The organism is Enterobacter sp. MGH85, from assembly GCF_001037655.1.
Lineage (GTDB): Bacteria > Pseudomonadota > Gammaproteobacteria > Enterobacterales > Enterobacteriaceae > Enterobacter > Enterobacter intestinihominis.
Map to the genome: position 1 here is coordinate 3,782,591 of NZ_KQ089925.1, position 19,498 is coordinate 3,802,088.

Sequence of the window (19,498 nt, forward strand, 5' to 3'; positions counted from 1 at the left end):
ATTAGCGATAAACTGTCATTTTAGCCTGATTTCAACCACGACTTAAATCGGTATGGTATGCGCTCGCCTGAACGTAAGAGACAATAATGACTACTGCTATTCAACCTTCCGGGAAACAGGGCGCGCTGCTGGTTGCAGGCATCCTGATGATCGCCACGACGCTGCGCGTCACCTTTACCGGGGTCGCCCCCCTGCTCGACACCATCCGACAGGACTATGGCTTAAGCACGGCGCAAACCGGCCTGCTCACAACGCTGCCTCTGCTGGCCTTCGCCTTTATCTCTCCCCTTGCCGCAGGCGTCGCCCGGCGCCTGGGCATGGAGCGCAGCCTTTTTATCGCTCTGCTGCTGATTTGCATCGGGATTGGCGTACGTTCGCTGCCGTCGGCCTCGCTGCTGTTTATCGGTACGGCGATCGTGGGCTGTGGGATTGCGCTGGGCAATGTCCTGTTACCCGGATTAATCAAACGTGATTTTCCGGGCCAGGTCGCAAAACTGACGGGGGCTTATTCGCTGACGATGGGGGCCGCCGCTGCCGCAGGGTCGGCGCTGATCGTCCCGCTGTCGCTGGGGAGTGGTGGCTGGCACGGGGCGCTGTTGATGCTGATGTTCTTCCCGCTGGTGGCGCTGCTGCTGTGGTTACCGCAATGGCGCCAGAGGCCGGCCGCCACCCTGACCGGTGCGGGCGCGTTGCACAATCGGGCAATCTGGCGCTCCGCACTCGCCTGGCAGGTGACGCTTTTTCTGGGCATTAACTCGCTGATTTACTACGTCATTATCGGCTGGTTACCCGCGATTTTACTTAGCCACGGCTACAGCGAAACGCAGGCTGGCTCCATGCACGGACTTCTCCAGCTGGCAACCGCTGTTCCCGGTCTCGCCATTCCGCTGATCCTGCACCGTCTTAACGATCAGCGTGGCATAGCCGGGCTTGTCGCTCTGATGTGCGCCGTCAGTGCGGCCGGGTTCTGGTTCGCGCCGGGGCTGGCCGTCGTCTGGACGCTGGTGTTTGGCTTTGGATCCGGCGCCACCATGATCCTCGGCCTGACGTTTATCGGACTGCGCGCCAGCTCGGCCCATCAGGCCGCCGCGCTCTCCGGCATGGCACAGTCGATTGGCTATCTGCTGGCGGCCTGTGGCCCACCGCTGATGGGGAAAATTCACGATACCGCCGGAGACTGGCGCATTCCGCTGCTGGCCTGCGCGCTGGCTGCGGTAGTGATGGCCCTGTGCGGCATGCTGGCCGGGCGTGACCGGGAGATCACACCCCGCTGACATTCAAGGCAGACCTGACGGTCTGCTTTTTTTATCCCTGCGCCGCCCGCAGCATGGCCTGTACCAGCACCACCGGGCGCCCTTGAAGCGCAGCCCGCTCATGCTGGAACAGGGTGATGACAAAGAAAGGATGGGTCAGCAGCTCTGCCGCGCGGATCTCGCCCTGCTCGTCCCAGCCCGTTACGCGCATGTCGCCCCGCTCAAGCTGGCTGGCAAACTCAGACGAGACGCCGTAATTGCAGTGATAACCTTCCTGAATTTCCGGCTTGCCGTACGCTTTGGCAATCAGCGTGTTGTTCCGCAGCTCAATCGCGTCGGTTTTTTCCACCAGCGAGCAGGCCAGCGGCGCAATCACCATCCTCCCCTCGGTATCGGTTTCGGCATGGCCTGCATCGTGCCAGCCCAGCACATTACGGGCATACTCAATCAGCGCATGCTGGAACCCGCCGCAGGTGCCGAGAAAAGGGATGCTGTTTTCACGCGCGTAACGCGCGGCAATAAACGCCGCCTCGGTGTTTTTATACGGGCTTGCCGGTACCAGCCAGATGGCATCGTACCCGACCAGGTCTTCGGGGTTGGTCAGCTCAGGCGTGGCGAGCCAGTCATAATCAGCGGTGAGATCCAGAACCGCAGCGGCGTCGTCAATCGCCAGCGGGATCGCCTGGTGCGCAATAACATCGGGATTGTAATCACCAACCAGCGCAATGCGCAGCGTCGTTTTAACCGGGGAGAGTTCCATGAGAGATTCCTTATGCCGGAGGATTTTCAGATAACATAAGGAACCTCAGACTACCGATCTTTTGCAATTATCACAATACCTTAAATTGGGTGGTTAAACGCCGGGTGCTATAGTGTTCTTGCCGAACGTCGCACGGTAGGAGGAAAACGGATGATTCAATGTAAGCGCGTATATGAACAGGCAACGTCAGACGATGGTTACCGGGTGCTGGTAGACAGACTCTGGCCGCGAGGGATAAAAAAGACCGACCTCGCCTGTGATGAGTGGTGTAAAGCGCTAACGCCGTCCAGCGAACTGCGGAAAGCCTTTCACAGTGAAACGATCGATTTCACCGCGTTCAGTGAAGCCTATCGTAAAGAGCTGGCGCAGCAGCAGGATGAAGGCAAACGCCTGGCGGCCCTCGCCCGACAGCAGACCGTGACGCTACTCTATGGGGCGAAAAATACGGAGCAGAATCACGCGCGGGTACTGGCGGACTGGCTGCGTGAACTGTGATTAACCGATTGCCAGCTCATCCACGTTGTGTGGCATCTCGTCGGGAGTAAGCGGCATCAAATGTTCCGGGCGAACAAACGCAAAACCGTGCTGATTATCAAAGGCGTAAACATCACCGGTGACCAGCCACAGCGCACGCGCTGATGTATCAGGTAATTGCGTCATGACGCCGTTAACCGGGTTCACAAAACGCTGGCCCGGCTGACAAAGGCCAAACAGCTCCACGGATTTACCGATATTTCGACGGCCCGCCGTCGTACGCGCACCCACAATTATCGCCATGCTGCCCGGTTTTAACTGAAACATACTTCTTCTCGCAAACGTACCGCCAGAAACTGGCTAAGAATAATCCTAAAGAGAAGTGTATCGCAGTTTTATTGCCGTTGTCATCTGGTCGGTTGCGGGTGATCGCGGCGATAGAGATCCCATTCATCGATCACTTCCCCGCCTGGCAATTTGCACTCGGTACGTACGCCCTGCGGGCTTTGTACATGGATTTGCTCTCCCCCTTTCTCCAGACAGTACACTGACGCCGGATTTGCCATACCAATAGCGTGCGGCGGTTGAGGCGCATCAGGAGGAGGTGTCTTTGTTGAGCATGCGGCCAGCGGTAAAACCAGCGCCAGGAGAAGATATTTCATTATCATGATCCTTCAGGGTGTTGAAAACGTCAGAGTAACGGGTCATCGCCGTTTTCTCCATGATTTCTCCATTAAACCTGCACGATTCATCCCTATAGTGGTGTCTGTTCTCACTCTGACCAGAGAACATCATTCCATAATCAAGATGTTTTGCCCCGATCTCAACATCGGGGCTTTTTTTTAGCCTCTCCTTCATCCGCTTTCAGAAGAATCTATAAAATTAATCCAGTTCATGTTTTACTATGACCGGAGTCTATATTTTCAGCATAACATGCAGATACAGAGGTCTTCTGCATGGGAGTCAACCTGCCTCATGTCAGATATCATTCTTGCCCGTGTTTCAGAAACCCTCTCCACCGAGCAATCTCTCGACAGTCTGGTGCGTCAGCTACTGGAAATGCTGGAAATTGTGACGGATATGGAATCAACCTACCTGACCAAAATCGATATCAACGCGCGTTTGCAGCACATTTTATATGCCCGTAACAGCAAACAAATGCAGATCCCGGAAGGGTTCAGCGTGCCCTGGGACGAAACGCTCTGTAAGCGCGCCATGGATAGCGACACCTTGTTCAGTAACGAGGTGCCCGACCGCTGGCCGGAGTGTGAAGCGGCAAAAGCACTGGGTATTACAACCTATATGAGCGTGCCGGTTCACCTGGCTGACGGTTCTCTGTACGGCACGCTTTGCGCTGCCAGCACCGCACAGAAACAGTTCAGCGAGCGTGGCGAGCAGGTGATCAGGCTCTTTGCCGGGTTAATTGGTCAGTACATTCAGAAAGAGTCGCTTGTGCTTCAGCTTCGTGAAGCAAATGCGGCGCTCATTGCCCACTCTTACACCGACGCCCTTACCGGCCTGCCGAATCGTCGCGCCATTTTTGAAAACCTTACCACCCTGTTCTCACTGGCGCGCCATCTTAACCGCAACGTCATGATTGCCTTTATTGACCTCGATGATTTCAAGCGAATCAATGATCAGTACGGTCATGAAGCGGGCGATCGGTTCCTCGTTCAGGTCGGCAATCGACTGACTCACCAGCAAACGCAGGACGAAATTATCGGCCGGCTCGGCGGCGATGAATTTCTGGTTGCCAGCCTGAGTCACAGCGATGATGGCGACGCCAGCACAGAGGTCAACGCTATCAAAACCCGCCTCAACGGCCGTATCGCGGGTGAATATGGGTTAGGTAATGTCACTATTCTCTATCCCGGTGCAAGCTATGGCGTCGTTATTGTTGATCCTCACTGCACAGATGAAGATAGTGCCCTGCGCACCGCAGACCTCGCGATGTATCAGGATAAAAAAGGAAAAAACAAAACAGGCTTTGTCGCGTTAGATTAAAACCGTACACTCTACGGCCTTATACAAACTCAAACAGGTGATGGCATGAGAATAGGGATCCTCTTTCCGGTGGTTATTTTTATCACGGCAGTCGTGTTTTTAGGCTGGTTTTTCCTTGGCGGTTACGCCGCGCCGGGGGCATAAATGAGAAAAACGACCCTCATCATGCTGATTGTCGCCATCGTGGCCGTCGCCGGTACGCAGTTAGGCTGGTGGTAACGCCCAAAGTAAAAAGGCCGCCCTCAGGCAGCCTTTTTTAACACAGGTCAGATTTAGCTTTTGATTTTTCTGTAGATAAACAGAACAACCAGCGCGCCAATCACCGCGACGACAAAGCTGCCGAAGTTGAAGCCATCAACTCTGCCAAAGCCGAACAGGGTACTGATCCAGCCACCGACGACTGCACCCACAATCCCCAGAACGATCGTGACGATGAAACCGCCGCCATCTTTGCCCGGCATAATCCACTTCGCCAGGATCCCCGCAATCAGCCCAAAGATAATCCAGGATAAAATTCCCATAGCTTTCCTCTCTGTATGGTTTTTGTCATTAAATCAACGACACAGAAAAGGATAGCACAGGATCTGAGAAAGGAAATTTGTGATAAGAATCACACGGTTCATTTGAGTAAAATCTGAGCAATAAAAATTGCCGTTCCACACTCATCGTGGGGTTGCATCTTTTACTGAGAAAGATTATCTTTCTCATTACTGAATAGTTGAGCAAATCACTCAGGTATTCAGTACGACATTGCTCACATTGCTTCCAGTATTTCTTGCCCACTTTTTAGTGGGCTTTTTTTTGCCTCACCCCACCAAAATCTGGCGTTTTTTCCCATGAGGTGAACCGCTATTCTCTGTGGCTACTGAACAGCAAAGTGAATCTGATAACATGAACGTATCGAGCAAGTTCGTCATCTGCCTTAATCTTGTTTCTGCCAGTACGCTACTGTTACTGCTCTCAACACGGTTTGAGTGGTTCTGAGATGTAATGAGTCGGCATGGTGGCTTTCCTTTCAATTACGTGCGGGCTCAACGCGCATACTTGTAGCTTTAATGACCTGTGTTAAGATCCCTGCACCTCAGGACGTGGCGGGACAGCAGGAAAATGAACAAGGCCATTGCCGTTGCTATCATCTCAACCTTTATGGTCGTCCTGTCGCTGTATGCGGTTAACGCCATTATCGTTGAGCAGCAAAAGGACCGGCAGAGGGAGATCTCCCACACGCTCTTACGCTATTCCGAAGACTTGACGCAAAATATCGCCAGTACGCTTAAAAATACCTCCGCGAAGGGATGCGATAACGCCAGCCTGAACGTCTACCGTAATTTAAAGATGCAGAGTCTCTATTTCGCCGATGTGGGGTTTATTGAAAATGGGAAAATCACCTGCACCGCATTTTGGGGCAAGCTGGCAAATCCCATCGCCCTTCCCTCTGAGCTTCACAACACCCTGAACGGATTCAGTCTGGCGCAATTTTCACAGAAAGATTTTTTTGTAGGCAATGCGACAATTTATAACCATCTTATTATCTTCACATCACGTTCAGCCTACGATAAATTCTCTCCGGTCACCGCCAACTATTCACTTCGTTCTACCACGAAAGATTTCGACCGAACCTTTTTTACCGTTACCTCACCTACAGAAAACCTTAGCCGCTTGTCGTCACTGTTATTCACGCAGACCGTGACGCAGTGCAGCACGCGCTGGGATTTGTGCGTTACCGTCACCCACCACAATGCCGGACTGGCATCGCTCTCCCGCGTAGTGATGGTGCTCCTGTGCCTGTTTTTATACTTTATCTGGGTATCCCTGACGCTGTTTTCTCTTCGACTTTATGAAGATCGACTTTCTCTTGAGCGAACGCTGGTCAAGGCGGTGATAGCGAATACTATCAGCGTTCATTTTCAGCCCATAATTCGGGTTGCTGATAAGAAAATCGTCGGGGTTGAAGTCTTATCAAGATGGCAGGATAACAATCACAAAGAGGTTTCTCCTGAGCTGTTTATCCCGTTAATAAAAAAAATTGGTCTGTATAACGTTTATTATCAGAACATGATAAAGAAATCCCTGGCGGAAATTGCCGGGCTGGCGGCCGAACATCAGTTAATGATTTCACTGAACGTTGGCCGGACGGAAATTGAAGACGGCAAATTTCTGGCGGTATTACGTCATGCATGCTTAGAGAACGCTATTCCCTTATCGTTAATCAAAGTTGAGTTATCCGAGAATGGCGTTTCCACCTCGGCCATCCTTGAAGAGTTTTGTGAGGATCTTAAATCGGCAGGCGTCAAAATTTCAATAGACGATTTTGGCGTGCAAAACTCTAATCTGGCAAGGCTGTCCAATCTCAAATATGACGAAATCAAAGTGGATAAGTCGTTAGTGGATGGCATCAACGAGCATTATAAACAGGATATCCTGGTGATCTTTAGCGACGCGCTCGCTAAACTGCACAAAACCCTGGTGTTTGAGGGAGTCGAAAGCGAAACGCAATATCAGTTCATCGCGCAGAGATACCCCGATGCCCTCGTGCAAGGCTGGTACTTTTCAAAATCACTAACCCGGCACGACCTCGCCAGCCTGCTGGCTTACTCAGCGCGATGACGCGTTATTCATTGCCCCATTGATTCAGGAAGTTCGCAATATCGTCAATGCGCGCTTCATCTATCTCCGCCTGGACAGCCATCTCCCGCTGCGCCTCTTCACTGATTTCCTCATTGTTGTATAAGCGAGTGAGCAGCAGCTGAAAATAGTGTGCCAGTGGCGTACGCTCCGCCTCTTCTGGCGGTTTTGCCGTTTCAGTCGCATACTCGTCGACGATGTCATAATACTTGAGCGGGATATCATGGGTCATAGCGTTGTTTTCCGTCTTGTGTGCATAAAAAACGGGAACCCTCAGGCTCCCGTTGTCATTTAACCCAGCGAGTGGATTACATGTTCGCGATAATCGCGTCGCCAAACTCTGAGCATTTCAGCAGTTTAGCGCCTTCCATCAGACGTTCAAAGTCATAGGTGACGGTTTTCGCGTTAATCGCGCCTTCCATACCCTTAACAATCAGGTCTGCGGCTTCGAACCATTCCATATGACGCAGCATCATCTCTGCGGACAGAATGATTGAGCCTGGGTTGACTTTGTCCTGGCCTGCATATTTCGGTGCAGTACCGTGAGTTGCTTCAAACAGGGCGCACTCGTCACCGATGTTCGCGCCCGGGGCGATACCGATACCACCGACCTGCGCTGCCAGCGCATCGGAGATGTAGTCGCCGTTCAGGTTCATACAGGCGATCACATCATACTCAGCAGGACGCAGCAGGATCTGTTGCAGGAACGCATCGGCGATCACATCTTTAATGATGATCTCTTTACCGGTGTTCGGGTTTTTAATTTTCTGCCATGGGCCGCCGTCGATCAGTTCACCGCCGAACTCTTCGGTCGCCAGCTGGTAGCCCCAGTCTTTGAACGCGCCTTCGGTGAACTTCATGATATTGCCTTTGTGAACCAGGGTCACAGAGTCACGATCGTTGGTGATAGCGTATTCGATGGCGGCACGCACCAGACGCTTGGTCCCTTCTTCGGAGCACGGCTTGATGCCGATGCCGCAATGCTCAGGGAAGCGAATTTTCTTCACGCCCATCTCTTCGCGCAGGAATTTAATCACTTTTTCTGCATCAGCAGAATCCGCTTTCCATTCGATACCGGCGTAGATGTCTTCAGAGTTTTCACGGAAGATGACCATGTCGGTCAGTTCCGGGTGCTTAACCGGGCTTGGAGTGCCCTGGTAGTAACGCACCGGACGCAGACACACATACAGATCCAGTTCCTGACGCAGCGCCACGTTCAGGGAGCGAATGCCGCCGCCAACTGGCGTGGTCAGAGGGCCTTTGATAGCAACGCGATAGTCGCGGATCAGGTCCAGCGTTTCGGCTGGCAGCCAGACGTCCTGGCCATAAACTTGAGTCGATTTTTCACCGGTGTAAATTTCCATCCAGGAAATTTTACGCTCGCCTTTGTAGGCTTTCTCAACAGCGGCATCAACCACTTTCAGCATTGCCGGGGTAACGTCTACACCGATACCGTCACCTTCGATGAACGGGATAATCGGGTTGTGAGGAACGTTAATCTTGCCGTTTTGCAGGGTGATCTTTTTACCTTCCGCCGGAACAACTACTTTGCTTTCCATTAACCTCTCCTTCGAGCGCTTCTGGTTGTTACTGATCTTATGTTAATAAATTGTAATGAGCCTTCCGATAGTACCTGATTGTCCGACGCCATGAAAGGTCTTCGTTATTAGGCTATAATGCGGCAATTGATAACGCCTGAAAATACCATGACGAAAACTTCTTTTAGAAAACACCGGGTTGAGCGATTCAGCTCACGACAAGCCACCAGAAGAACGCCAGAACCCCAGCCAACGCGGGTCATACTGTTCAATAAACCCTACGATGTATTGCCGCAGTTTACCGACGAGGCCGGGCGCAGCACGCTGAAGGATTTTATCCCCGTTCAGGGGGTCTACGCGGCCGGGCGTCTGGATCGCGACAGCGAGGGGCTGCTGGTGCTTACCAATGACGGCGTGCTCCAGGCCAGGCTTACTCAGCCGGGCAAACGTACCGGAAAAATTTACTATGTGCAGGTTGAAGGCGAGCCGGACGACGCGTCGCTGGCAAAGCTGCGCAACGGCGTAACGCTGAACGATGGTCCTACCCTGCCAGCTGGTATTGAGCGCGTGAATGAACCCGAGTGGCTGTGGCCGCGCAACCCGCCGATTCGTGAGCGCAAATCGATTCCCACCAGCTGGCTTAAAATCACCCTTTATGAAGGCCGCAACCGACAGGTCAGGCGCATGACTGCGCATGTGGGCTTCCCTACCCTGCGACTCATTCGCTACGCCATGGGCAGCTACACGCTGGACTCGCTGGCTAACGGGGAATGGCGGGATGTTACCCCTAAGGAGAACTGATGTTTAAACCCCATGTTACGGTCGCCTGCGTGGTCCACGCGCAGGGGAAATTCCTGGTGGTGGAAGAGACCATCAACGGCAAAGCGCTTTGGAATCAGCCAGCCGGGCATCTTGAAGCCAACGAAACCTTATTGCAGGCAGCGAAACGCGAGCTCTGGGAAGAGACGGGTATCCGCGCCGAACCGCAGCACTTTATCCGTATGCATCAGTGGATAGCGCCTGACCAGACACCTTTCCTGCGCTTCTTATTCGCCGTTGAGCTTAACGAAACGTGCGCCACTGAACCGCACGACGACGATATCGATCGCTGCCTGTGGGTGACCGCAGACGAGATCATGAGCGCGCCAAACCTGCGCTCGCCGCTGGTTGCGGAAAGCATCCGCTGCTGGCAGTCTGCGGCTCGCCTGCCGCTGGATGTCATTGCAGAATTTAACTGGCCGTTTACAGAGGGTGTCAATGGTGGGGGGGCGTGATAGAATATGCCGCCTTGAAGTTCAATGTCGTGAGTATTCCATGTCAGATAACAGCCAGAAAAAAGTGATCGTCGGCATGTCCGGCGGTGTCGATTCCTCCGTTTCCGCCTACCTGTTGCAGCAACAGGGCTATAAGGTGGAGGGCCTGTTCATGAAGAACTGGGAGGAAGACGATGGCGAGGAATACTGCACTGCCGCTGCGGATCTCGCCGATGCGCAGGCCGTGTGCGATAAGCTCGGCATCGAACTGCACACTGTTAACTTTGCCGCAGAATACTGGGACAACGTTTTTGAACTCTTCCTTGAAGAGTACAAAGCGGGCCGTACGCCAAACCCGGATATCCTGTGTAACAAAGAGATCAAATTCAAAGCCTTCCTGGAATTCGCCGCGGAAGACCTGGGCGCAGACTACATTGCGACCGGCCACTACGTGCGTCGCGCGGATGTGAATGGTAAAAGCCAGCTGCTGCGCGGTCTGGATGGCAATAAAGATCAGAGCTACTTCCTCTACACGCTGAGCCATGAACAGATTGCCCAAAGTCTGTTCCCGGTCGGCGAGCTGGAAAAGCCGGAAGTACGCAAGATTGCTGAAGATCTGGATCTGATCACCGCGAAGAAAAAAGACTCCACCGGTATCTGTTTTATCGGCGAGCGTAAATTCCGCGAGTTCCTGGGGCGCTACCTGCCTGCACAGCCGGGCAAAATCGTCACCGTTGACGGTGATGAGATTGGTCAGCACCAGGGGCTGATGTACCACACTCTCGGCCAGCGTAAAGGTCTGGGTATCGGCGGCACCAAAGAGGGCAGCGAAGATCCGTGGTACGTGGTCGACAAAGATGTCGAAAACAATATTCTGGTGGTGGCTCAGGGTCACGACCATCCGCGCCTGATGTCCGTTGGACTTATCGCGCAACAGCTGCACTGGGTCGATCGCGAGCCGCTGAAAGGCACGCTGCGCTGCACTGTGAAAACGCGCTACCGCCAGACGGACATCCCTTGCACCGTCACCGCACTGGATGACGATCGCATTGACGTGCGTTTCGACGAGCCGGTTTCCGCCGTTACCCCTGGCCAATCTGCTGTTTTCTACAGCGGCGAAATTTGCCTCGGCGGTGGGATCATTGAACAGCGCCTGCCGCTGCCTGCTGTTTAAACCGTTTGCACACATAAAGGAGACCGTGTGGCGAAGAACTATTACGACATCACCCTGGCGCTGGCGGGAATTTGCCAGTCAGCCCGTCTGGTGCAACAGCTGGCGCATCAGGGTCATTGCGACGCTGATGCCCTGCACGTTTCACTCAACAGCGTTATCGATCTTAACCCAGGCTCCACGCTGGGCGTCTTTGGCGGCAGTGAAACCAATCTTCGTCTCGGTCTTGAAACCCTGCTCGGCGTGCTCAACGCCAGCAACCGTCAGGGGTTGAACGCGGAACTGACCCGCTACACCTTAAGCCTGATGGTGCTGGAACGTAAGCTGAACGCGGCGAAAGGCGCAATGAATACCCTGGGCGATCGCATCGCCGGGCTACAGCGCCAGCTCGACCACTTTGACCTCCAGTCTGAGACCCTGCTGAGCGCGATGGCCGGTATCTACGTCGACGTAATTAGCCCGCTCGGCCCGCGTATTCAGGTCACCGGTTCGCCTGCCGTATTGCAAAGCCCACAGGTACAGGCGAAGGTACGCGCTTCGCTGCTGGCAGGCATCCGTGCCGCCGTGCTGTGGCAACAGGTCGGCGGTGGCCGCCTACAGCTCATGTTTTCTCGTCATCGCCTGACGACTCAGGCAAAACAAATTCTTGCTCATTGTTAACCTCCCGGAGTTGCGAATTATGGAATTATCCTCACTGACCGCCGTATCCCCTGTCGATGGACGCTACGGCGATAAAGTCAGCGCGCTGCGCGGGATCTTCAGCGAATATGGCCTGCTGAAGTTCCGTGTTCAGGTTGAAGTGCGCTGGCTGCAAAAGCTGGCCGCCCAGACAGCAATCAAGGAAGTTCCTGCTTTTGACGCAAAGGCAAACGATTACCTTGATAAAATCGTTGCTGAGTTCAGCGAAGAAGATGCCGCGCGTATTAAAACCATCGAACGCACCACCAACCACGACGTGAAAGCGGTTGAATACTTCCTGAAAGAGAAAGTGGCAAGCGTCCCTGCCCTGCACGCGGTATCTGAATTTATTCACTTCGCCTGTACCTCTGAAGATATTAACAACCTGTCTCACGCGCTGATGCTCTCTACCGCACGCAAAGAGGTGGTACTCCCTTACTGGCGTAAAATCATCGATGCGGTGAAAGCGCTGTCCGTGGAGTACCGCGATATTCCGCTGTTGTCCCGTACTCACGGCCAGCCAGCAACCCCATCCACCATGGGTAAAGAGATGGCGAACGTGGCGTACCGCATGGAACGCCAGTATCGTCAGCTGGAGCAGGTTGAGATCCTCGGCAAAATCAACGGCGCGGTGGGTAACTACAACGCCCACATTGCGGCGTACCCGGAAGTGGACTGGCACCAGTTCAGTGAAGAGTTCGTGACGTCTCTGGGGATCCAGTGGAACCCGTACACCACCCAGATTGAGCCGCACGACTACATCGCTGAGCTGTTTGACTGCATTGCGCGCTTCAACACCATCCTGATCGACTTCGATCGTGACGTCTGGGGCTACATCGCCCTGAACCACTTCAAGCAGAAGACTATCGCCGGGGAAATCGGTTCGTCCACCATGCCGCACAAAGTGAACCCAATCGACTTCGAAAACTCCGAAGGTAACCTGGGCCTGGCGAATGCCGTGTTGCAGCATATGGCGAGTAAGCTGCCGGTCTCCCGCTGGCAGCGCGACCTGACTGACTCCACGGTGCTGCGTAACCTGGGCGTGGGTATTGGCTACGCGCTGATCGCCTACCAGTCCACCCTGAAGGGTGTGAGCAAGCTGGAGGTGAACCGCGACCGTCTGCTGGACGAGCTGGATCACAACTGGGAAGTGCTGGCGGAGCCGATTCAGACCGTGATGCGTCGTTATGGCATCGAAAAACCGTACGAGAAACTCAAAGAACTGACCCGCGGTAAACGCGTTGATGCTGAGGGTATGAAACAGTTTATCGATGGTCTGGCGCTGCCCGAAGAAGAAAAAGCGCGCCTGAAAGAGATGACCCCGGCAAACTATATTGGCCGCGCCATTACTATGGTTGACGAGCTGAAGTAATCACCCTCCCCCTTTCCACCCGGAAAGGGGGCTGCTTTTCATCATCGTGTCGACGTTCACACCCCGTTACAGGCTCTGCCGGGATTACAACCTGTTGTCAGGCTGGTTGTTATTTTTCGCCGTGGAATAACTTTCCGGAATATATCGTTTTAAGCCGAACGGGCACAGCCTGAACTGGCACGGGGTCTCAACCGTGCATGGCCGATCCATCTCCTGCCGGTTACCTGGACACGCGTTTTTCTGTTTGAACCCCATCCAGCCTATTGATGTATAGGGCATTGCCTGCGCTATCCATACCCTACGCCGCCGATCGTTAATCAGGATACCCTGGTTTGAGGTGGTGATGATTTCACCGGCACGAACGTAATAATCCCCTTTTAGCCAAAGGATATAATTCAGGCCATATTGTGTTTCAACTTTGCAAAAGATGGTTCCACTTTCCGGGCTCGCAATAGTCTCAACAACCTTCCATTCCATAGAATCCTCTTTACTCGCTATATTGCTGTTTTGTTGTGTAAAAATGCTGATTTTCTGGCACATCTTATGCAAATCTAATTTCGCACCATAAAATAAGCGTAGACAAAGACAGGCATAGTGAGAACATCCTTACAAAAAAAAGGTCAATCTTTACAAAACTGGCGTGCCCGTTCTGTCAAAAAAGCGACTCGCCTTCAACCGTTCATAAACGGATGGATGTTTTATCCGGATTGCGGAAGCGTGCGAAAACAAGTCAGTTTATATTACCCGCGCCTTCTGGGGGCGTATGAGGCTTATGTGAGGTGGGTGGGCGATATGAAACAGGATCAGGTCAACATACTTAATAATCAGATGCCTGGGGTATTACCACCTGTCTTCGGAAGCATGAAAAAAATCATTTAATTTCATAACGCTGGTGTCAACCTGGATAATCAGCGTTAAACTATTCATACCATTTATAAAGGGAGAAATGATGATGCGCGTACTGGTTGTTGAGGATAACGCATTGCTACGTCATCACCTGAAAGTTCAACTTCAGGAGATGGGTCATCAGGTGGACGATGCTGAAGACGCAAAAGAGGCCGATTATTATCTCAATGAACACCTGCCGGACATCGCCATTGTCGATTTAGGGCTGCCGGATGAAGACGGATTATCTCTTATCCGCCGCTGGCGTAGCCATGACGTTTCCCTGCCGGTACTGGTGCTGACTGCTCGCGAAGGCTGGCAGGACAAGGTTGAAGTGTTGAGCGCAGGCGCAGATGACTACGTGACCAAACCCTTCCATATTGAAGAAGTCGCCGCGCGTATGCAGGCGCTGCTGCGCCGCAACAGCGGGCTGGCGTCACAGGTGATCTCTCTGCCGCCGTTCCAGGTGGATCTCTCCCGCCGCGAATTTTCAATAAATGATGAAGTAATCAAGCTGACCGCATTCGAATACACCATCATGGAAACGCTGATCCGTAACAACGGTAAAGTGGTGAGCAAAGATTCCCTGATGCTTCAGCTTTATCCGGATGCCGAACTGCGCGAAAGCCACACCATTGACGTGCTGATGGGCCGCCTGCGCAAAAAAATTCAGGCACAGTACCCGCACGACGTGATTACCACCGTGCGTGGTCAGGGCTACCTGTTCGAATTACGCTAAATGAAAGGGATTTTGCGCCATATTTTACCCCTTTCACTGCGGGTTCGCTTTCTGCTGGCAACCGCCGCCGTCGTGCTCGTGCTGTCCCTCTCTTACGGAATGGTGGCGTTGGTCGGGTACAGCGTAAGCTTCGATAAAACCACCTTCCGCCTGCTTCGCGGCGAAAGTAATCTGTTCTATACCCTGGCGAAATGGGAGAACAACCAAATCACCGTCGAGATGCCGGAAAACCTGAACCAGCAGAGCCCAACGCTGGCACTCATTTACGATGAAAAAGGAAAATTGCTGTGGGCGCAGCGCGACGTCCCCTGGCTGAAAAAGCGCATCCGTCCGGAATGGCTTAAAACCAATGGTTTTCACGAAATAGAAGCCGACCTCAACTCTACCAGCATCCTGCTGCGTGACGATCGGGCGTTACAGAACAAGCTCAATGAGATCCGCGCTGAAGATGACGACACGGAGATGACCCACTCGGTGGCCATCAACCTGTATCCCGCCACTCTGAACATGCCGCAGCTGACCATTGTGGTGATCGATACCATACCGGTTGAGCTAAAACGTTCGTATATGGTCTGGAACTGGTTCGTGTACGTTCTGGCTGCCAACCTGCTGCTGGTGATCCCTCTCCTGTGGGTTGCTGCGTGGTGGAGCCTCCGCCCGATTGAATCCCTTGCCAAAGAGGTGCGCGAGCTGGAGGAACATCACCGCGAGAAGCTTAACCCGGAAACTACGCGCGAACTGACCAGCCTGGTGCGCAACCTCAACCGCCTGCTGAAAAGCGAACGTGAACGTTACGACAAGTATCGCACGACGCTCACCGATCTTACGCACAGCCTGAAAACCCCGCTGGCAGTGATGCAAAGTACACTGCGTTCAATGCGCAGTTCGAAAATGAGCGTGGATGACGCCGAGCCGGTAATGCTGGAGCAAATCAGCCGTATTTCACAGCAGATTGGTTATTACCTGCACCGCGCGAGCATGCGTTCCGGAAGCGCCTTATTGAGCCGTGAACTGCACCCGGTAGCCCCGCTGCTGGATAACCTCACCTCTGCGCTGAACAAGGTTTACCAGCGTAAAGGGGTAAACATCAGTCTGGATATCTCACCGGAAATAAGCTTTGTTGGCGAGAAGAATGACTTTATGGAAGTGATGGGTAATCTGCTCGATAACGCCTGCAAATATTGTCTGGAGTTTGTCGAGGCGTCCGCGCGCGTAACGGATAACGAACTGCATATTATCGTTGAGGATGATGGTCCTGGCATTCCCCATAATAAACGCGAAGTGGTATTCGATCGCGGTCAGCGCGCCGATACGCTGCGCCCGGGCCAGGGTGTCGGATTATCCGTCGCCCGGGAAATTGTCGATCAGTACGAGGGCAAGATTGAAACCGGCGAAAGTCTGCTGGGCGGTGCCCGTATGGAAGTCATTTTTGGCCGCCAACAGCCCGTATTGAACGATAGTTAACCCGAAATGTGAAAAATACGCGGATCTCGCAGCCAGGGGTCGGTGCTTCCGTTATAATCCGTCTCAGTAAGAGCCTGCGGAATACAAAAATATGGATTATCAATTAACGCTTAACTGGCCCGAATTTATTGAACGTTACTGGCAAAAACGCCCGGTCGTTCTTAAACGCGGGATCAGCAATTTTATCGACCCTATTTCTCCTGACGAACTCGCTGGTCTGGCGATGGAAAACGAGGTAGACAGCCGTCTGGTGAGCCATCAGGACGGGAAATGGCAGGTCAGCCACGGTCCCTTTGAAAGCTACGATCACCTGGCCGAAAGCAACTGGTCTTTACTGGTGCAGGCGGTCAACAACTGGCACGAACCCACCGCAGCCTTGATGCGTCCCTTCCGCGCCCTCCCAGACTGGCGAATGGACGATCTGATGATCTCCTTCTCTGTTCCCGGTGGCGGCGTGGGTCCGCATCTTGATCAGTACGACGTGTTTATCATTCAGGGTACAGGTCGCCGTCGCTGGCGAGTGGGCGAAAAAGTGCCAATGAAGCAGCACTGTCCGCACCCGGATCTGCTTCAGGTTGATCCGTTTGAAGGGATCATTGATGAAGAGCTGGAGCCAGGCGACATTCTGTATATCCCGCCAGGCTTCCCGCATGAAGGTTATTCCCTTGAAAACTCGCTAAACTATTCGGTTGGTTTCCGCGCGCCAAGCGGCCGCGAGATGATCAGCGGATTCGCTGACTATGTTTTACAGCGCGAGCTGGGCAGCCATCGTTACAGCGATCCGGATGTTCCGGCGCGTGAGCACCCGGCCGATATTCTGCCAGAGGAGCTGGATAAGCTGCGCGGTATGATGCTGGATCTGATCAACGAACCGGAGCACTTCAGACAGTGGTTTGGCGAGTTTATCAGCCAGTCGCGTCACGAACTGGACGTCGCACCGCCAGAGCCGCCGTATCAGGCAGATGAAATTTATGATGCCCTCCAGCAGGGCGATAAGCTGGTTCGTCTGGGCGGATTACGTGTATTGCGCATTGGCGAAGAGGTATTCGTCAACGGCGAGCGCCTGGACTCTCCACACCGTCCGGCACTGGAAGCGATTGCCAGCCATATGGTGCTGTCTGCGGATACCTTTGGCGACGCGCTGGACGATCCCTCCTTCCTCGCCATGCTGGCCGCGCTGGTTAACAGCGGGTACTGGTTTTTTGAGGACTGAGTCATGATGTTTGCCGGGTGGCGGCTACGCCTTACCCGGCCTACAAAAGCCGTTCCCGTAGGCCCGGTAAGCGATGCGCCACCGGGCTTTTTTTACTTCCGCTCCCCCGCCGCAAAATCCTCAATCTCACCCGCCCAGTCTGCCGGATATAACCCCTCCCGCACGTCCCGATGAAACGTTGAATAGGGCCAGTCGACGACTTTCCCGACATAGCCATGCTTCAGCGGATTGATGTAGACGTAATCCATATGCCGCCGATAATCCTGTTCATTGCGAATGGTGTGTTCCCAGAAACGCGGTTGCCAGACGTGGCGCATCTCAATGTTGCGGCTAAACATTTTTTTGATGTCGCGCCAGCGCGCTGAAAAGTCACTGTCCCCTTCCGGTAAGGTCCAGATACAGTGCATATGTTCAGGCAGGATAACCCAGGCGTTAATGGTGAAGGGCTTCGCATGCTTAACCGTGGCGGTAGCGGAACGCAGGCTGTCGATGTAGCGGGTAAGTAAATCGCTCTGGCGGTTTTGCAGATTGACGGTGAAAAACCAGGTCCCACCGGGGATGTAGTGGCGGCGGTAGTTTGACATTGGCACTCCTTGCCCATTGCCCGGTGGCGCTTCGCTTACCGGGCCTACGATCGAAATGTAGGCCGGGTAAGGCGTAGCCGCCACCCGGCATGAAACATTACCGCTTCGCGGTTAACTCTGCTATCCGCACAATCACCTGCACCGCTTTTTCCATCCCTTCCAGCGTCACGAACTCATGCTTGCCGTGGTAGTTATATCCACCGGTAAACAGGTTCGGGCACGGCAGGCCCATAAATGACAGCTGCGAACCATCGGTTCCACCACGGATCGGTTTCATCACCGGCTCGATATCACAATCGCGCATCGCCTGTTGGGCGATATCAAGAATGTGCGGATGCTCCATCACCTTCTCGCGCATATTGTAATAGCTGTCTTCGATGATGAGCTCAATATAGCAATCCGGGTGCAGCCCCTTGCCGACCTTTTTCGCGATCTCCATCATCTTACGCTTGCGCGCTTCAAAGGCTTTGCGGTCAAAATCGCGGACGATATAGTGCATCTGCGCGCTGTCCACGTTCCCCTTGATGCTGGTCAGATGATAAAAACCCTCATACCCTTCCGTCATCTCCGGGCTCTCTTCGGCAGGAACTTCCGCATGAATACGCGCAGCCAGCGACAGCGCATTCACCATCACCCCTTTCGCAGAGCCCGGGTGCACGTTATTCCCGACGATTTTGATCGTCACCGATGCCGCGTTAAAGTTTTCATACTCAAGTTCACCCACGCCGCCACCGTCGACGGTGTAGGCCCACTGAGCGTTAAACGCCTCAACGTCAAAATGTTTCGCGCCTTTTCCTACCTCTTCATCCGGCGTGAAGGCCACGCGGATATCGCCATGTGGGATATTTTTGCCCTTCAGCACCGCCAGCGCCGTCATGATCTCGGCGATACCCGCTTTGTCATCGGCCCCCAGCAAGGTTTTGCCGTCGGTGGTGATTAACGTCTGCCCCAGCAGCTGATGCAGTACAGGGAACATCACCGGCGACAGCACTTCGTCGCCAATGCCCAGCGCAATATCTCCGCCGCGGTAGTTTTCAACAATCTGCGGATTAACGTGTTTACCGCTAAAATCAGGTGAGGTATCAACATGAGAAATAAAGCCAATCGCCGGGATATCTCCCTCAACGTTGGCCGGCAGCGTTCCCATCACGGTCCCTTTTTCACTGAGCGTGACATCAACCAGCCCCATGGCATCCAGCTGCTCTTTCAGCAGATTTAGCAGCTTCCACTGGCCTTCGGTACTTGGCACCTGTCGGACCCCCGGCTTAGATTGGGTATCCAGCGAAACGTAATGTAAGAAACGCTCAAGTAGTTTATCCATGCAGTCACCCTCACTTTTTGTGACAACATTATCATTAAGCAGCAAAACGCAAATATTGCGTCAGGTCACTTTTATCCCGCAAACGAGAACTTTTTACGTTTATATCGTTCTGCGTTAATAAATGTAGCTTATGAATAAGTGAGAAGGATTGGCGATTCAATGGG

The 19,498-nt window shown here is 53.5% G+C and carries 24 protein-coding genes; 15 read left to right on the plus strand and 9 right to left on the minus strand.

What is annotated here, in order from left to right:
* Positions 1-86 precede the first annotated feature (86 nt).
* A complete protein-coding gene (locus SK51_RS17970; RefSeq protein WP_023305888.1) occupies positions 87-1,274 on the plus strand; it encodes a CynX/NimT family MFS transporter in 1,188 nt (395 codons plus the stop codon).
* A gap of 31 nt (positions 1,275-1,305) precedes the next feature.
* On the opposite strand, the gene SK51_RS17975 is transcribed toward SK51_RS17970, so the two are convergent.
* On the minus strand, positions 1,306-2,013 hold the full coding sequence (locus SK51_RS17975; RefSeq protein ID WP_022647780.1) for a CTP synthase C-terminal region-related (seleno)protein: 708 nt from the start codon (positions 2,011-2,013) through the stop codon (positions 1,306-1,308).
* Between the two features lie 150 nt (positions 2,014-2,163).
* Between SK51_RS17975 and SK51_RS17980 the strand changes: the two genes are divergently transcribed.
* Complete coding sequence (locus tag SK51_RS17980; protein WP_022647779.1) at positions 2,164-2,508, plus strand: DUF488 domain-containing protein; 345 nt, start codon at positions 2,164-2,166, stop codon at positions 2,506-2,508.
* On the opposite strand, the gene SK51_RS17985 is transcribed toward SK51_RS17980, so the two are convergent.
* Positions 2,509-2,814: a hypothetical protein gene (locus SK51_RS17985; RefSeq protein WP_022647778.1), complete on the minus strand. Its 306-nt coding sequence runs from the start codon at positions 2,812-2,814 to the stop codon at positions 2,509-2,511. It lies immediately after the preceding gene.
* 80 nt (positions 2,815-2,894) lie between these two features.
* Entirely contained in the window at positions 2,895-3,149 is a 255-nt protein-coding gene (locus tag SK51_RS25035; protein ID WP_082193726.1) for a putative hemolysin, read from the minus strand.
* A 313-nt stretch (positions 3,150-3,462) separates the two neighbouring features.
* Between SK51_RS25035 and SK51_RS17990 the strand changes: the two genes are divergently transcribed.
* Genes SK51_RS17990 through yoaJ form a run of 3 tightly spaced genes read left to right on the plus strand, consistent with a single transcriptional unit; the run spans position 3,463 to position 4,710 of the window.
* On the plus strand, positions 3,463-4,491 hold the full coding sequence (locus tag SK51_RS17990; RefSeq protein ID WP_022647776.1) for a sensor domain-containing diguanylate cyclase: 1,029 nt from the start codon (positions 3,463-3,465) through the stop codon (positions 4,489-4,491).
* A 45-nt stretch (positions 4,492-4,536) separates the two neighbouring features.
* Complete coding sequence (locus tag SK51_RS25355; protein WP_015570793.1) at positions 4,537-4,635, plus strand: YoaK family small membrane protein; 99 nt, start codon at positions 4,537-4,539, stop codon at positions 4,633-4,635.
* On the plus strand, positions 4,636-4,710 hold the full coding sequence (gene yoaJ / locus SK51_RS25915) for a protein YoaJ (RefSeq protein ID WP_071785224.1): 75 nt from the start codon (positions 4,636-4,638) through the stop codon (positions 4,708-4,710).
* Between the two features lie 53 nt (positions 4,711-4,763).
* Here yoaJ and SK51_RS18000 read toward each other — a convergent pair whose 3' ends face one another.
* On the minus strand, positions 4,764-5,012 hold the full coding sequence (locus SK51_RS18000; protein ID WP_022647775.1) for a GlsB/YeaQ/YmgE family stress response membrane protein: 249 nt from the start codon (positions 5,010-5,012) through the stop codon (positions 4,764-4,766).
* A 370-nt stretch (positions 5,013-5,382) separates the two neighbouring features.
* Here SK51_RS18000 and yncL point away from each other — a divergent pair, with 370 nt between their 5' ends.
* Both yncL and SK51_RS18005 read left to right on the plus strand, forming a co-directional pair.
* The gene (gene yncL, locus SK51_RS24490; RefSeq protein ID WP_071524166.1) at positions 5,383-5,475 is read left to right on the plus strand and encodes a stress response membrane protein YncL; all 93 of its coding nucleotides are present in this window, start codon (positions 5,383-5,385) and stop codon (positions 5,473-5,475) included.
* Positions 5,476-5,598: 123 nt separating this feature from the next.
* Complete coding sequence (locus SK51_RS18005) at positions 5,599-7,098, plus strand: EAL domain-containing protein (RefSeq protein ID WP_023305887.1); 1,500 nt, start codon at positions 5,599-5,601, stop codon at positions 7,096-7,098.
* Between the two features lie 4 nt (positions 7,099-7,102).
* Here the strand turns inward: SK51_RS18005 and SK51_RS18010 are convergent, their stop codons facing one another.
* Both SK51_RS18010 and icd read right to left on the minus strand, forming a co-directional pair.
* On the minus strand, positions 7,103-7,348 hold the full coding sequence (locus tag SK51_RS18010) for a DUF2543 family protein (protein ID WP_022647773.1): 246 nt from the start codon (positions 7,346-7,348) through the stop codon (positions 7,103-7,105).
* A 76-nt stretch (positions 7,349-7,424) separates the two neighbouring features.
* Positions 7,425-8,675, minus strand: a complete 1,251-nt coding sequence (gene icd, locus SK51_RS18015) for an NADP-dependent isocitrate dehydrogenase (RefSeq protein WP_003857898.1) — start codon at positions 8,673-8,675, stop codon at positions 7,425-7,427.
* Positions 8,676-8,792: 117 nt separating this feature from the next.
* Here icd and rluE point away from each other — a divergent pair, with 117 nt between their 5' ends.
* The 5 genes from rluE to purB are packed head-to-tail and all read left to right on the plus strand — an operon-like array spanning position 8,793 to position 13,128.
* Positions 8,793-9,455, plus strand: coding sequence for a 23S rRNA pseudouridine(2457) synthase RluE (gene rluE, locus SK51_RS18020; protein ID WP_022650805.1), 663 nt, complete (start codon positions 8,793-8,795; stop codon positions 9,453-9,455).
* The gene (locus tag SK51_RS18025; protein WP_023305886.1) at positions 9,455-9,928 is read left to right on the plus strand and encodes an NUDIX hydrolase; all 474 of its coding nucleotides are present in this window, start codon (positions 9,455-9,457) and stop codon (positions 9,926-9,928) included. The genes rluE and SK51_RS18025 overlap by 1 nt, the downstream gene beginning before the upstream one ends.
* A 40-nt stretch (positions 9,929-9,968) precedes the next feature.
* On the plus strand, positions 9,969-11,081 hold the full coding sequence (gene mnmA / locus SK51_RS18030) for a tRNA 2-thiouridine(34) synthase MnmA (protein WP_032103856.1): 1,113 nt from the start codon (positions 9,969-9,971) through the stop codon (positions 11,079-11,081).
* 27 nt (positions 11,082-11,108) lie between these two features.
* Positions 11,109-11,738, plus strand: a complete 630-nt coding sequence (gene hflD, locus SK51_RS18035; protein WP_006809213.1) for a high frequency lysogenization protein HflD — start codon at positions 11,109-11,111, stop codon at positions 11,736-11,738.
* A 19-nt stretch (positions 11,739-11,757) separates the two neighbouring features.
* Complete coding sequence (gene purB, locus SK51_RS18040) at positions 11,758-13,128, plus strand: adenylosuccinate lyase (RefSeq protein WP_023305884.1); 1,371 nt, start codon at positions 11,758-11,760, stop codon at positions 13,126-13,128.
* A gap of 84 nt (positions 13,129-13,212) precedes the next feature.
* Here the strand turns inward: purB and SK51_RS18045 are convergent, their stop codons facing one another.
* The gene (locus tag SK51_RS18045; protein ID WP_022647769.1) at positions 13,213-13,605 is read right to left on the minus strand and encodes a hypothetical protein; all 393 of its coding nucleotides are present in this window, start codon (positions 13,603-13,605) and stop codon (positions 13,213-13,215) included.
* Between the two features lie 475 nt (positions 13,606-14,080).
* On the opposite strand from SK51_RS18045, the gene phoP reads away from it, so the two are divergent.
* From phoP to SK51_RS18060, 3 genes are all read left to right on the plus strand, one after another.
* On the plus strand, positions 14,081-14,752 hold the full coding sequence (phoP, locus tag SK51_RS18050; protein ID WP_026094318.1) for a two-component system response regulator PhoP: 672 nt from the start codon (positions 14,081-14,083) through the stop codon (positions 14,750-14,752).
* Positions 14,753-16,216, plus strand: a complete 1,464-nt coding sequence (gene phoQ, locus SK51_RS18055) for a two-component system sensor histidine kinase PhoQ (RefSeq protein ID WP_048206910.1) — start codon at positions 14,753-14,755, stop codon at positions 16,214-16,216. It begins immediately after the preceding gene.
* 91 nt (positions 16,217-16,307) lie between these two features.
* Entirely contained in the window at positions 16,308-17,429 is a 1,122-nt protein-coding gene (locus SK51_RS18060; RefSeq protein ID WP_032676325.1) for a ribosomal protein uL16 3-hydroxylase, read from the plus strand.
* Positions 17,430-17,521: 92 nt separating this feature from the next.
* Here SK51_RS18060 and SK51_RS25040 read toward each other — a convergent pair whose 3' ends face one another.
* Positions 17,522-18,013 carry an REP-associated tyrosine transposase gene (locus SK51_RS25040; protein WP_023305882.1) on the minus strand — a complete coding sequence of 164 codons (492 nt, stop codon included), beginning with the start codon at positions 18,011-18,013 and terminating at the stop codon, positions 17,522-17,524.
* Between the two features lie 97 nt (positions 18,014-18,110).
* The gene (gene pepT, locus SK51_RS18070) at positions 18,111-19,334 is read right to left on the minus strand and encodes a peptidase T (RefSeq protein WP_023305881.1); all 1,224 of its coding nucleotides are present in this window, start codon (positions 19,332-19,334) and stop codon (positions 18,111-18,113) included.
* Between the last annotated feature and the right edge of the window lie 164 nt (positions 19,335-19,498).